Origin of the sequence: Acidovorax sp. sif1233, from assembly GCF_019218755.1 — a bacterium.
Taxonomy (GTDB): Bacteria; Pseudomonadota; Gammaproteobacteria; order Burkholderiales; family Burkholderiaceae_C; genus Acidovorax.
The window spans coordinates 620,443-633,705 of sequence record NZ_JAHUWZ010000002.1; the positions used below are offsets into that span (position 1 = coordinate 620,443).

Consider the following 13,263-nt stretch of genomic DNA (forward strand, 5'->3'; position numbering starts at 1 on the left):
GCTCACCCCGCCACCACGGACACCCCGTGGTCCGCCAGGGTCAGGCTCACGGGGGCGCCCACGTCCAAGGGCGACTTCACCAGGGGCGAGACCACGAAAATCTCGCCCAGCGCGCTGGCGAAGGTGTACTCCATGATGCTGCCCAGGTAGGTGCGCTTGGTCAGCCGCGCGGCCACGCCGGTGGCGGTGGCGGGCCCGATGACCCAGGCCTCGGGCCGCACCGCGATCTTCACCGGGCCAGAGGCCAGCGAGGCGGGAGACGGCACGCGCAGCGGGCCGAACTCGGCATGGCTGGCGCCCGCCGGGCCGCCGGCGTGGTTGCGGCCCTCGAACAGCATGGCCTCGCCCATGAAGCCAGCCACGAACTCGGACGCGGGCTGCTCGTACAGCTCGCTGGGCGCGCCGCGCTGGGCGATGGCGCCCTTGTTCATCACCACGATCTGGTCGCTGACCGCCAGGGCCTCGCTCTGGTCGTGGGTGACGTAGGCCACCGTCAGCCGCAGGCGCTGCTGCAGCGTGCGGATTTCCTCGCGCATGGAGCGCCGCAGGCGTGCGTCCAGGTTGGACAGCGGCTCGTCGAACAGCAGCACCGCCGGCTCCAGCGCCAGCGCCCGGGCCAGCGCCACGCGCTGCTGCTGCCCGCCCGAGAGCTCGTGGGGCCTGCGCAGGTCCAGGCCGTGCAGGCCCACGGTGTCCAGCATGGCGCGCGCCTTCTCGCGGGCCGGCCCCTTCTTCATGTCCGACATGGCGAGGCCATAGCACACGTTGTCGATGACGTTCATGTGAGGAAACAGCGCATAGCTCTGGAACACCAGGCTCACATTGCGCTGCGCGGGGCCCAGGGCGGTCACATCCTGGCCTTCGATGAGGATGCGCCCCGAGGTCGGGGACTCGAGCCCGGCGATCATGCGCAGCGTGGTCGTCTTGCCGCAGCCCGAAGGGCCCAGGATGGTGGTGAGCGTGCCGCGCGGCACGGTGAAGCTGATGTGGTCCACGGCCAGCGGGTCATGGCTGCCGGGGCCATAGCGCTTGCTCACGCCCTGGAATTCAATGCCGTGGGAATCGGGGTTCGTCATGGTGGGCATGCGTGAAGGTGTCCGAAAGCCTGTTCAAAGTCCTGCTGGAGCCGCGCGAGCACTTTGCCGGGATGCGATGCCAGGTCCGGGACTGGTGGGTGAAAAAAACCGAAAGCCGGCATGGGGGGACGGCATGCGCTCAGCCCCAGGCCAGCAGGGCGTCCACGCCGATGACCTGGCCCTGGTCGAGGCGGTTGAACAGCGTGACCTCGGCGCCCATGGCCTCGGCGATCTGGCGGCAGATCGACAGCCCCAGGCCCACGCCGCCCTTGCCGGCGGAAAACGGCTGGAACAGCCGCTGGCGCACGGCGTCGTCGATGCCCGGGCCTTCGTCCCACACCAGCACCTCCTTGTGGCCAGTGCTGTCGCGCAGCAGCACGCCCAGCCGCCCGTGCGCGGGCGTGTGGTGGATGGCGTTGGCCAGCAGGTTGCGCATGAGCTCGCCCAGCAGGGCGGCGTCGCCGGGGGCCCACAGCGCCTCGGGGCCCTCGAGCGCGAAATCCAGGCGCTTGGCGGCGATCAGCGGCGCCAGCTCCATGACGGCCTCGCGCGCGATGGCGTTCAGGTCCACGCTGGGCAGCTCGCCCACACGCTTGAGCTGCTCCACCTTGCTCAGGCTCAGCAGCTGGTTGGCCAGGCCGGAGGCCCGGTCCACCGTGTGCAACATCTGGTGCAGCGCATCGGCGACCAGCACGTCGCCGGAAATGGCCGACTGCAGCTGCGTTCGCAGCACCGCCATGGGGGTGCGCAGCTGGTGCGTGGCATCGGCCAGAAAGCGCCGCTGCTCGTCGATCCAGCGGCTCTGGCTTTGCTGCAGCTCGCCAAAGTGCCGCACGGCGGGCGCCAGCTCCGAGGGGCCTTCGTCACCGTGGCCCGGGTTCCCGGCGCCCGGCCGGGTGAGCGACACATCGGCATGGAGCAGCCAGCCCGATGCCACGCGCGCCACCACCACCACCATGGCCGTCATGGCCAGCGCCAGCAGGTACATCCCGCCCACGCCCGCCCCGCCGACGGCCAGGCTGGGCAGCCGGGGCGCGCGTTCGCTCCAGGGACGGGCCACCTGGCGCACCACCACGGGGGCGGCGCCCTGCCCTCCTTGCGCCGCCGGGGGCGGATGCAGCGTGACCGCCACCCGCACCAGCTGGTCCCCCGCCTGCGCCAGGTAGAAATGCACATTGCCCGGGCCCCGCGCGGCTTCGGCGGGGGGCACGCGCGGCAGGGCGGCGCTGCCGGCCAGGCGCTCGCCATCCAGGTTGCTTTCGCGATACCAGACCGGCGTGGAGCCATGCGCCGTGGGCAGTGTGTCGGGCGGCGCCACGGGCCAGTCCGCCAGCGCCGCGCGCAGTGCCTCGTCCTGCGCGGCGGCATCGTGCCGCACCTGCTGTGCCACCTGCACCAGGGTGATCAGCGCCACCAGCGCCCACAGTGGAACCAGCAGCCACACCAGCAGCAGCCGGTGCAGCGAACCGCCCCGGGGGCGCCACGGCCGCCACCACGTGCGCACACTCACCGGGGTACCCCGCCCTTGTCCGATTTGTCGCCCTTTTGCGCGGCCATGCTGTCGGCGTCGCACAGCAGGTAGCCCACGCCGCGCAGGGTCACGATCTCGGCATTGGTGCCCACCAATTTCTTGCGCAGGCGGTGCACCACCACCTCCACCGCGTCGGCCTGCACCTGCTCGCCCGTGTCGGCGAACACCTGCGTGCGCAGCTCTTCCTTGCTCACCACGCGGTCGATGCGCGACATCAGGAGCCGCAGCAGCTCGGCTTCGCGCTGCGACAGGTCCAGCGGCAGCGCCTCGTTGTAGAACACGCCGCTGGCCGGGTCGCGGTAGAGCGCCCCGCAGCGCAGCTGCCCGTCGCGCCCCACCCGCCGCGTCAGGGCCCGCAGGCGCGCCACCAGCTCGTCCAGGTCGAAGGGCTTGGCCAGGTAGTCGTCGGCCCCGGCCTCCAGCCCGGCCACGCGGTCGGTCACCGCGGCGCGGGCCGTCAGCGCCAGCACGGGCGTGGTGCTGCCGCCGTCGCGCAGGCGCCGCAGCACCTCCAGGCCGTCCAGGCCCGGCAGCGACAGGTCGAGCGTGATCACGTCGAAGGCCGTGCGCCGCGCCGCGGCCAGGGCCTCCTTGCCATCCGCGCAGCACAGCACCTCGAAGCCGCGCGCCACCAGGCTGCGGCTCAGGGCGCCGGCCAGGTCAAAATCGTCCTCCACCAACAGCAGTTTCATCCCGCGATCATGCCCTCCCGCCGGGGGGCCGGCCACTGTGCTTCTACGGAGGCCGGGTGAAAGCAAGTCGAAAGCGTGCGGAGCGCGGCGCGGGCGGGCGCGGCCCACGGTGGGTGAAACCCCGCCAGCCCGCACAAGGGCCTGTGCTGCCCGCCGCGCCCTGTCCCTTCTCTAGGCCGTCCGCGCCTCGATCCGCCTTATTTCCTGAACCGCCAGTTCCGTCAAAGCCCGGGCGCTGAACGGGCGGCCTATCAGCACCGTGTTGTTGTTGTCGGAGGACGCGCACAGCTGGATGCGGTCGGGCTCCCCGCCGGCATCGAAGAGGACGCGGAACACCCGGGTGCTGCGCGCCGGATGCCACTCCACCTTCTGGTGAAAGTAGGTGCACGACACGGCGTTCGCCAACGGCTGGGGCACCAGCCCCAGCGTGTTCACCAGCAGCCCATGAAGTGCTTCGCGGTTCATCTGCGTTCCGAAAGAAAAGAAGGCCTGCCGGGCACCTTCGGCGGTGGCCTGAATCGGCCCGCAGGCAGCGGCGGACCCAGGATCCGCAGGCCCGGACGAACGTGGGCAGCACGAAGATGAAATCCAGCAACCGGGCACCTCGCGCAAGGGGTTGGCGGGATGGTGCGGCGTGCGCGGGCGGCAGGCTTGAGCTGGCAGGCCGGTGACGTCAGCGCTGCCCGTGGCGCTTGCCGTCACGGCGCTGCAGCCGCTGCAAGGCCACCATGGCCATCCACACCGCCATGGCCATCAACGCCCACTCGGAAAGGGTTGGTATGGAAGAAGCCGCCACCGCGGCAGACCACACCAGCGAAACAGGGATTGCAGAAGAGGTGCTGGTATCGCTGCCGGCGAAGCCGCATGAATCTGCCACGCCTGCGGTGGAAACGGCGATCCCGCTGCAGAACATGTTGTGCCTTGCTGATGTGGTGCTGGTCTCAAAGAAGGAAAACCGGTCACCGATGCCGTGGGGAGCCGTGCCAGAAATCCAGCGCTGGATCAGAATGTTCACACCCGTGATCGCGCCGCTCGCATCGGTCGTGACGCGGAAGTTCCAGACCCGGACGTTCGGGTCTGCATGGGTGTACGTGGTGAGGCCATCTGAAAAACTGAAGGCCGAGACCAAGGCGCCCAACTGTGCAGACGCCAGGTTGGCGGCCAGCGGCGCGGTGGTCGTGAACGAGCCAGACGTGTTCATCGCCGTGGTGAAGTTCTGGCACGGTGGCGTGCCGCACACCGTGAAGTTTGTGAAACCCGTGTAGTTGCCCGCCGCGGTGGCCACGTAGGTGGTGGACTGCGCTTGAGCCGCCCCCGCAGCGCCCAGCAAACAAGCAAGCGATCCCAGCCACTTCCAGACGATCTTTTTGAACATTTTGGTTTCCACGGTTGGTGAGCACGTTGCGCCGTCCCGGGCACTGGGTCCCCCTTGACTGCGCCAAGCGCCGCCCATGCCAGCCCCGGCGCCTCAGCATGTTACCCGTGCGGGCCGCGCGGTTGCGCCCTGGATCCGGGCCCGGCGTATCCCGCTTGACCCGCCTCTGCCCTGAGCATCGTGACCGGTCTTCTGACCGGCATCTTTGAATTCGTCGCTGAAGTGCCGGTGTTCAGGTGCCAGCGCGCCAAGCTCTGGAGAGCCCGTTTTTCGTCCTGATCAAGGCAAGGCCCCTTGGGTTGGCTGGCGCCAAGCGTGCCCCATCCGTCAAGGCCTGCCACGGTCAACGCGAGGCCGGGATGTCATCGATTGCTATATTTACGATAGCTGCCAGCGCTTGATGAACAGGCGCAGAAGTCCAAAAACATGTTCGATTGCCGGCCTCCATCGGAGGCAGCACATCGACCAGCAGTAACCCCCCCTGGTTCCACACTGGAAGCACCCCAGCGAAACCACCGAAAACCAGAAGGGGATGAGGAAGGCAAGCCATGCGACAGCCTCGCAGGCAATTGTCCCCGACACGCTTTATGGAAACACGCACACGCCCAATGACTGACTTTTGGCCCGGTACATGGCGGTGTCTGCAGCGCGCAGGTAGTCGTCGACCGTCGCCAGCGTGGATGCGCTGCTGGCCAATCCGATACTCGCACCACTGATCACGGTGTGCCTGCCAATCACGTAAGGCACTTCCAGGGCGGCGGCAATCTGCTCCGCGCGTTGGCTGGCTTCAGCGGGATCAATGGACTCCAGCAGCACATTGAACTCGTCGCCACCCATGCGGGCGACCAGATCCCCCGTCCGCACGCAGGATTCGAGCCGCCGTGCCACCTGTTGCAATAGCTGGTCGCCCACGTGGTGCCCGTAGCTGTCATTGACGGCCTTGAAACTGTTGAGATCCAGCAGCAGCACGGCGAACATCGTGGCTCCATCGCGTGTCGGCATGCCACCACCGTTCGCCACCTCGTTTTGGTGCAGCGCGATGAGATGAGCGAGGCGATCGCGGAACAATGGCCGGCCGGGCAAGTTGGTCAGCGCATCGTAGGAACTGCCACGTTCGGCCAGATCGCTCAAGGAGCCCGCCATGCGCACCGCAACGCCGTCTTCGAACTCGGCGAGCCCGCGCCAATTGACCCACACCAGCCGCCCCGCCCCGTGGAACGCGCGGAAATCCACCGAAAAGTTCGGGCTGTTCCCCGATAGTTGCCTGCGGTAGGCCTCCTGCACGCGCCCGCGATCCTCGGGATCGATGAGCTGCTCGAGAAAGCGCCAGCCTCCGCTATGCACAATATCGGCGCTACCCAGCCCGACGATCTGGAGAAAACGCCCGGACACATGCAGGGCATCCGTTCGCAAGTCCCAATACCAGATGCCGTCATTGGATCCGCGCGTCGCCAGCGAATAGCGGTTTTCGGAGCGCAACAACTCGAGTTCGGTGTTCTTCTGCTGGGTGACGTCGATCATCAGGCCGATCATGCGGTTCGGCCGCCCCGGCTCGACCACTGCACGGCACAGATCGCGCACCCATACCACCTTGCCAGACTTGGCAATCAGCCGGTAGCTCATCTCGTAGGCATGGCTGTGCGTGGCGTTGTAGGCGGCATCGTCGATCAGCAGGGCCTGCGCCAGATCATCGGGATGCACATGCGCCCGCCAGAAGCCGGGGTCGGCCCGCCACTCCTCCACGGAGTAGCCGAACAAGCGTTCGACCTGCGGGCTCAGAAAGGTATTGCCCACGCCGATTTCAGCTTCCCAAACCACTCCATCAATGGTTTCCAGCAAGCGCAGAAAGCGCTGGCGAATTTCCACCAGCACCTGCTCGGTGACCTCGGTGATCTCGATCAGGACACCCTGGCGGCTGATCACCCGATCCGCCGCATCCGTCTCCGGGTGGAGCTGCAGACGCACCCAGCGATAGTCCGCGTCGGCAAAGCGCAAGCGGAACACCGGCATGCCCGAGCGCATGGTGCCGATGTCGTCAGGATGCACGAATTCAAGCAAAGACCTGCCAAGCGCCACCGCCACCGAATGGCCGGTGAGCTTGTGCCACGCCGGATTCAGATAAGTGATCTCCCACAGCGCATCGGTTTGCACCACCGCCTCGGGTAACAGTTGCAGCAGCTTTGCGGACGGCGTGGGAGTGGTGGGCATGCAGGGCTGTTGCAAAAAGGGGGGCAAATACATCCAACGGATAGCAAAATCAACCACGTAAGATCAAGTATGGCACGGGTTTATGGCACTTGCGGCCCCGTTGTTTCGGTGGTTTGGTGCAGCGATAGGGTGCAAGCCAGCAACGCCCTCCCCCTGCGGACGCTCGTGCACATCACGACGGCATCGCCCGTCAGAACGCCACGTTCACGCCCACCGTCAGATTGCGCCTTACCAACGGCACGGCAGTCTTGACAAAGGATGTAGGTGCGTAGGCCAGCCAACCCGTCCGGTTGTCGGCCTTGAGGGTGCGACTGCCACGGCGCACCGCTGCTGAACTGGCTGTGGGCGGTCGGACACCTTGTACAGCAGCGGCTTGTGCAGCGCTCAGGCCCTGCAGCGTCATCTGCTGGACCATCTCCAGGCGACGGGCAAACGTAAGTCGGGCGCGCTTATGGATGTTCATTCGGTTGGGTGTCCTGAGTCGACTGGGTGTTTGGCGACTTCCAGTCTCTCAAACCCAATCCGGATGAACACCGGATACAACCTATTGAATCCTCACATCTAGCCAGGGTGGCCATGTGGTTCTTCAAACCGAGGCAGCTGCCGCAGTTCTTCGACCCGCATTCCCTGTTTGCTCATCACGCGCGGCACCAAGAACGCTCTCCACCGCTGCTCAAATGCGTCCACCTGCTGCTGGTAGCGCGTGTGGCTGTCCACATCTGTGCCGGCGAGCCATTCGCCATATAGCGCCAGCGCCAGGCCGGGTGACAGCCATGACCATGCCGACACCTGTTGGGCTTGCCGTACACGGCTTTGGCGGAACTGTTCCACCAAGGGCTGCAGCGTTTCGTCCTGGTCCAGCACGCGCACTACAAAGCTGGCGGGCCATGCAGCGGGCTGTTGCGCGGGGATGTGCGGGTGTTCGTCGTACCAGGCTTCGGCCAGCGCCTGCTCGTTGTCCTCGGCCTGGTGCTGTGCGTCGCGCAGGGCCACCACGGCTGACAGGCGCGATGGCAGGGGCGCGGCTTTTTGCGCCAGCAACACCAGACCCGCGGGCACGGCAAACGTCAACGCCAGCCACAGTCCCAGCGCAGCCAGTATGCTGGTGGCGCCGCTGATGGGCAGGCACGACAAGATGCCGCCCAGTGCCACCCACAACGCGCAGAACGCGCCCAGCGCGGCAGCCCACTGCAAGGCGACCGCAGCGGTGGCACCAGGGTCCAGCAGCAGCGCCGGCATGGTGGCTGCCACCGCAACCATCCACAGCGCCAGCAGCCTGCAGCCCAGAGCGGCGAGCAGGATGGGGCCGATGCCGTAGTGCGACTGCACCCGCAGCAGGCCCAGCCGGCCCTGCTCACGCTCTTCCTGCAGCAGCCCGGCGCACAGCACCAGGGCCACCAGCGGCAGCAGCAGCGCCACCATGGCTGGCAGGCCGGGCAAACCGGTGTCCGTGAGCAAAGGGTTGCGCAGCGGACCCGGGTCGCGCGAATCGACATGCCGGGTGTCCAGCGACGCCTTGGTGCGCGACGGCAAGACCTGCAGCCGCTGCACGCCCAGCGCCAGGCCTGCCTCTACCGGCATGCGGGTGACGCCCAGATCGCTGCGGCCCAGCTGGTAGGTGGCGGTGGCACTGGCCGCGCTGGGTGCGGGGCTGGCCTGCAGGCGCAGTTGCTGGGCGTGCAGTTTGTCGGCGAATGCGGTTTCGTCCTGCGCTGCGGCTTGGCGCCAGGCTCGGGCGTCCAGGCCCGCCACGGTGGCAGAGGCCAACAGCACCAGCAAAAGCGCAGCCAGCGCCCACCACGCCACGGGTTGGCGGTACAAGCGCAGGCCCTCGGCCTGCCAATGGATGAGGCGTGGATATGGCATGCGACGGGTTGTGGTTGTAGTGGTGACAAGGGCCGTCAAGGGTTCAGCCTCCTGGCGCCCAGGCAGAGTGCCGTCAGGGCCGCCAGCAGCCAGGCCGCCAGGGCAGCCCAGTCAGCGGCGCTGTGGCGCAGCGCAAAGCCGATGCCGGGTGGTGTGTAAGTCCATTCCGGAATCGCCTGCCACAGCGCGTTGCCTGCGTAGCGGCTCTCGAACGAAGTGACCCCCTGGGTAGCTTGCAGGTCCCATTCGTCCACCAGGGCGGTGAAGCGCTCGCGGTATTGCTCGGCGGCTTCTTCAAAGTGCTGCTGGTGGGCCAGGTCGGTGCCCGCCAGTGCGCTGGTCACGGCCCGCATCGGGGCGTAGGGCGATACGGCGGTCAGCCATCGCAGCAGGTATTGCTGCTGTGCCTGCGTGTCCCACAACTGGCCGAAATGGAGTGCGTACACCTTGGTGGCATACGCATCCCTGAACAGGCGGCGCTTGGCATTGGCGCCAAAGGGCAGGTCTTCCAGGCGCGCCACGCCGTTGTCGGCCAGCAGTTGTGCGTCAAACGCCTTCATGCGCTGGGCGGCGCTGCCCTCCCCCGGCAGGCCCTGGTCAATGTCGCGCTGGATACCGGCCCAGAACGCCTCGCCCGTGGGCAGTGGCGCCAGCGCCTCGACCGTGGACGCCGCCAGGCGCGGCACGATGAACACCCAGCCCACCCACAGCGCCAGCAACACCAGCAGCGCGCCGCGCGAAGTGCGACACCTGGACGACACCCCGACCGTGACGGCCGCCCAGGTGGCGTAGTACGCACCGAGCGCCGCCAGCAGCATTGCGGCCTCAGCCGCACCCTGCCGTGCAGCCAGCAGCCAGCCTGCAACCAGCGCAGCGGGTGCCAGCACCAGGGCCACGCTGGCACACAGCCCCAGCCACTTGCCCAGTACCAGCGGCACGCCGCGCATTCCACACGCATGCAGCATGCGCAGGGTGCCCTGCTCCCGTTCTTGCGTGACAGAGCCATGGCCCAGCACGGCGAGCAGCAATGGCACCAGCGCCAGCAGCACAAACGCCGGGGTGAAGTCGCCCAGGCCCATGGACGGGGCGGCGTCAGCGGCGGGTGCGTGCAGCGCCATGTTGCGCTTGTGCGGCTCCAGCCACAGCGCCTGACCGGTGCGCGCATGGATGCCAGGGTCTACGCTGGCCAGTGGCAGTTGAGGCTTGAACGCATACAGCCCGAAGTGCGCTGCACGGTGGGGGTTGCGGTCGCCCTGGTGATCCCACTGCGCACGCGCGGCGGCCTCGACCTGATGGCGCTCCTGTTCTGCCACCTGGCGCTGGTGCACGGCCGACACCAGCACGGCCGCCAACAGCAGTACCAGCACCAGCCCGAGTCCCGACAAGCGCCCGTCGCGCAGCAACGCGCGCATCTCCTTGGCGGCGATGGATGCGATCATGGTGCGGTGTCCTCCACCACGCCGCGCGCATGCTGCAGGTAGATGCGCTCCAGCTCGTTGTGGGCGATGTCGTGCGCGGCAAACTCCGCCACCAGGCGCCCTTCGCGAAGGATGCCGATGCGGTCAGCCACCTGCATGGCATTGAACAGGTCGTGTGTGGCCATCAGCACGGCCATACCGCCCTGTTTGGCCTGGAGCACGCTTCGCGCAAACTCGTTGGCAGCAGCAGGGTCCAGCCCGGAGGTGGGCTCGTCCAGCAGCATGGCACGGGCACGGCGCGCTTTGGCAATCGCCAGGCCTACCTTTTGCCGCATGCCCTTGGAATACCCGCCAACCCGGCGGCCCTGTGCATCGGGTGCCAGGCCCGACGCTGTGAGCAGGTCGTGCGCTTGCGCGCTGTCGAGTGCAATGTCTGACAGCTTGCAGAAGTAGCGCAGGTTCTCCACCCCCGACAGGTAGGGGTACAGCGCCACGTTCTCGGGCAGATACGCCAGGTGAGCGCGTGCCTGCTGCGGCTGCAGCGAGGCGTCCACCCCGTTGACCAGTGCCTGGCCCGACGCGGCGGGAACAAAACCCAGCAGCGCGTTCAGCGTGGTGGTTTTGCCCGCGCCGTTGCCGCCCAGCAGCGCATACACGCTGCCCGCCGTGACCGCTAGGTTGAGCGCCTGCAGCGAGACCTGGTCGCCCCGTCGGATGGTGAGGGCGCGGGTCTCAAGAATGGCCGCGGCTTCCATCAGAAGAAGTAGCGCAGTGTGGCGCCAAACGTGCTGCGGGGAAGGGGCGACATCATCAGCCCTGCGGCACTGCCGTAGGCGATTTCGGTGCCGTAGCGGTGGGGCTGGAAGGTGGCGTACAGCGACAGCTGCGTCTGCTTCCAGTCGTACGTGGCGCGCAGGTCATAGCGCGTGTACAGAGGTATGGTGCGCTCTTGCGTGGCAGGCGTGCCTACGTAGTACGGCATGTCCGCGATCAGGTAGGCATCTGCATTGAGTGTGAGCTGGCCTTCGCCCAGCCGCAGCTTGTGCTGGGCCCCGGCCTTGAGTTGCGTGGCAGGCACCGTGAGCTTTGCACCGGTATTGGGTGCCGGGTTGTCCACCTTGGCCTCCAGGATCTTGCCGATGCTGGCGTACACGCTGGTGGCGCTGCTGGCGCGCCAGCGGGCTTCCAGCTCCAGCCCTTTGCGCGTGGTCTCGCCCACCGATTTGAAAGAGCCATCGGCCTGACCCACGATTTCGTCGGAATTCTGAATGGCGTACCCCACGCCCGACACTGTCCAGCCGCTGGCAGGCGATGCGGTAAAGCCCAAGTCGAACGAACGCACCTTGCTAGGCGCGATCTGGCTGATGACACCGCCTGTCGCACCCAGCGGGCCGGTGGCGCCGCTGCTGCTGATCTGCTCGGCCGAAGGCGACCGCATGCCTTCGGCCACGTTGGCAAACAACTCCACCTGCGGTGTGAGCGACCACGACGCGCCCAGCTTGGGCGTGAACACGCCCTTGTCGTAGCCGGTGCTGGCCGCGGGCAGCTTGAGGTTGGCGATGTCGTAGTCAAACCGGTCGTAGCGCGCACCGGCGCTCAGTTTGAGGGTATCGGTCACGCGCCACTGGCCCTGCGCAAACAGCCCGTAGGTCAGCAGGTCCAGGTCTTGCGCATTGACGTAGCTGGCCGATGGTGCGCGGTTGACGTAGATCTGGCGGTAGGCGTCGCCACGGTCCTTGCGCAGCTCGGCGCCGAAGGCAATGGCGGCGTTGCCAAACGTGGTGTTGTGCAGCACGCGCGCGCCAAAGATGTCCCGGTCGTCCACGCCCACCGTATGGTGGGTGGCGTTGGCCGTGATGCCGCGTTTGCGATTAAGGCTTTCCGCATAGGCCGTGGCATACCATCCCGCCTCACCTTCGGCCGGGGCGCGGTTGAACACCAGGCTGGTACGCCGCGCATTCCCGAAGCCGGCGTTGTTCGATTGGGTGGAGCGTGGGTCCAGCCCAGCTTCCAGCGCGGGCAGCAGCAGATACCCAGGCGCATCAAAGTCGGCCATGTAGCGCATCACGCGCAGGCTGTAGCGGGCGCCTTGGTGCTGGGTAGACAGCTTCCAGAACAACGTGTCGCGGCCGGTGCGGGACGCATAGCGGTAGCCATCGTTGTGGTACACATCGGCCATCCACAGCGAGTCGATGGTGGAAAAGCTGGTGGGAACGGTGCTGGACAGCACCAGGGTACTGCGGCGCAGGCCATGGCGCTCGGCGCTGATACTGAGGCTAGACGGCGTGGCACTGCCGCCGTTGCGGGTGCGGATGTCAACAGCGCCTGCGCGGTTCTGGTCGCCATACAAGGCAGAGATAGGACCTTTGATGACGTCCACGCCGTCGATCAGGTCGGCGTGGAGCCATTCCAGAAACACCGGGCCGTGCCCTGCCCCACCCTGGCTGGACGGAATGTTCTGCGGCACACCGTCAACATACACGGCGGTATCGGCGCCGTGCGTGCCCTGGGTGGCAAACCCGCGCATGCGAAATCCGTTGCCGGTTTCGCCCTGGTCGATGTTGTTGGCCAGCACGCCGGGCACGCGGCGAAAGATGTTGGAAATATCGCGGCCAACATTGGTGTTGGCAATGTCGTCCTGGTTGAGTTGCTGCACCGTTGCGGGGAGTGCGCCTGGCTGGAGCGTGACGGCAGCGCGTTCGCCGGGCGTGCGCGTGGCGGCGGCGGTCGTGCCCAGCACGTCCACTGTCGGAAGAGCGCGTGCGGGCTGGGTGATTGCTTCTGATGCGGAAGCTGCGGCAGGTTCCTGTGATGTCTGTGCATGGGCCCACGGCACCAGTGCCGCCGCCAGTGCGGCAGCAGTGAGCTTGGCAACGGGCTTGCGGTTGAGCGCAGCACGGCTGCGCGATGGAGAAGGGGAAAAACGGGTTGGGTTCATGGCGGGTTTCGTCAACGGACGATTTGGGGTACGGGCACGAGTACGAGCGCGCGCACGCGCTGCCCAACCGCTGAGGGATCGGCGGCAGTCAGAGTGCGCTTGGAAGTACGTGAGCGAGTGAGTGAATGGGGCTGGGCAGGCCGCGCAATGCGGCCAGCT

Annotated in this window: 10 protein-coding genes and 1 pseudogene; all 11 read right to left on the minus strand. The window is 67.2% G+C overall.

Annotated elements, in window-relative coordinates; genetic code table 11:
• Window positions 1–2: 2 nt before the first annotated feature.
• Window positions 3–1,076: an ABC transporter ATP-binding protein gene (locus KW843_RS10290; protein ID WP_218295026.1), complete on the minus strand. Its 1,074-nt coding sequence runs from the start codon at window positions 1,074–1,076 to the stop codon at window positions 3–5.
• Between the two features lie 139 nt (window positions 1,077–1,215).
• Complete coding sequence (locus KW843_RS10295; protein WP_369642453.1) at window positions 1,216–2,586, minus strand: ATP-binding protein; 1,371 nt, start codon at window positions 2,584–2,586, stop codon at window positions 1,216–1,218.
• Window positions 2,583–3,299, minus strand: coding sequence for a response regulator transcription factor (locus KW843_RS10300; protein WP_218295027.1), 717 nt, complete (start codon window positions 3,297–3,299; stop codon window positions 2,583–2,585). The genes KW843_RS10295 and KW843_RS10300 overlap by 4 nt, the downstream gene beginning before the upstream one ends.
• Before the next feature lie 171 nt (window positions 3,300–3,470).
• Window positions 3,471–3,764 carry a hypothetical protein gene (locus tag KW843_RS10305; RefSeq protein WP_218295028.1) on the minus strand — a complete coding sequence of 98 codons (294 nt, stop codon included), beginning with the start codon at window positions 3,762–3,764 and terminating at the stop codon, window positions 3,471–3,473.
• Window positions 3,765–3,972: 208 nt separating this feature from the next.
• The gene (locus KW843_RS26995; RefSeq protein ID WP_218295029.1) at window positions 3,973–4,686 is read right to left on the minus strand and encodes an IPTL-CTERM sorting domain-containing protein; all 714 of its coding nucleotides are present in this window, start codon (window positions 4,684–4,686) and stop codon (window positions 3,973–3,975) included.
• Window positions 4,687–5,259: 573 nt separating this feature from the next.
• The gene (locus KW843_RS10315) at window positions 5,260–6,882 is read right to left on the minus strand and encodes a sensor domain-containing diguanylate cyclase (protein ID WP_218295030.1); all 1,623 of its coding nucleotides are present in this window, start codon (window positions 6,880–6,882) and stop codon (window positions 5,260–5,262) included.
• Window positions 6,883–7,222: 340 nt separating this feature from the next.
• Window positions 7,223–7,345 (minus strand): annotated as a pseudogene (locus KW843_RS10320) (IS481 family transposase); the annotation flags it as partial.
• Between the two features lie 98 nt (window positions 7,346–7,443).
• The gene (locus KW843_RS10325) at window positions 7,444–8,748 is read right to left on the minus strand and encodes a DUF3526 domain-containing protein (protein ID WP_218295031.1); all 1,305 of its coding nucleotides are present in this window, start codon (window positions 8,746–8,748) and stop codon (window positions 7,444–7,446) included.
• A gap of 35 nt (window positions 8,749–8,783) precedes the next feature.
• Window positions 8,784–10,187: a DUF3526 domain-containing protein gene (locus tag KW843_RS10330; RefSeq protein ID WP_218295032.1), complete on the minus strand. Its 1,404-nt coding sequence runs from the start codon at window positions 10,185–10,187 to the stop codon at window positions 8,784–8,786.
• The gene (locus tag KW843_RS10335; RefSeq protein ID WP_218295033.1) at window positions 10,184–10,921 is read right to left on the minus strand and encodes an ABC transporter ATP-binding protein; all 738 of its coding nucleotides are present in this window, start codon (window positions 10,919–10,921) and stop codon (window positions 10,184–10,186) included. The genes KW843_RS10330 and KW843_RS10335 overlap by 4 nt, the downstream gene beginning before the upstream one ends.
• On the minus strand, window positions 10,921–13,104 hold the full coding sequence (locus tag KW843_RS10340; protein WP_218295034.1) for a TonB-dependent receptor: 2,184 nt from the start codon (window positions 13,102–13,104) through the stop codon (window positions 10,921–10,923). The genes KW843_RS10335 and KW843_RS10340 overlap by 1 nt, the downstream gene beginning before the upstream one ends.
• Window positions 13,105–13,263: the final 159 nt, after the last annotated feature.

Excerpts from the sequence above, each read along its gene's own strand:
- KW843_RS10335 (WP_218295033.1), bottom strand. The coding sequence starts at position 10,921 with ATGGAAGCCGCGGCCATTCTTGAGACCCGCGCCCTCACCATCCGACGG.
- KW843_RS10325 (WP_218295031.1), bottom strand. The coding sequence starts at position 8,748 with ATGCCATATCCACGCCTCATCCATTGGCAGGCCGAGGGCCTGCGCTTG.
- KW843_RS10340 (WP_218295034.1), bottom strand. The coding sequence starts at position 13,104 with ATGAACCCAACCCGTTTTTCCCCTTCTCCATCGCGCAGCCGTGCTGCG.
- KW843_RS10290 (WP_218295026.1), bottom strand. The coding sequence starts at position 1,076 with ATGACGAACCCCGATTCCCACGGCATTGAATTCCAGGGCGTGAGCAAG.
- KW843_RS10300 (WP_218295027.1), bottom strand. The coding sequence starts at position 3,299 with ATGAAACTGCTGTTGGTGGAGGACGATTTTGACCTGGCCGGCGCCCTG.
- KW843_RS10315 (WP_218295030.1), bottom strand. The coding sequence starts at position 6,882 with ATGCCCACCACTCCCACGCCGTCCGCAAAGCTGCTGCAACTGTTACCC.
- KW843_RS10305 (WP_218295028.1), bottom strand. The coding sequence starts at position 3,764 with ATGAACCGCGAAGCACTTCATGGGCTGCTGGTGAACACGCTGGGGCTG.
- KW843_RS10330 (WP_218295032.1), bottom strand. The coding sequence starts at position 10,187 with ATGATCGCATCCATCGCCGCCAAGGAGATGCGCGCGTTGCTGCGCGAC.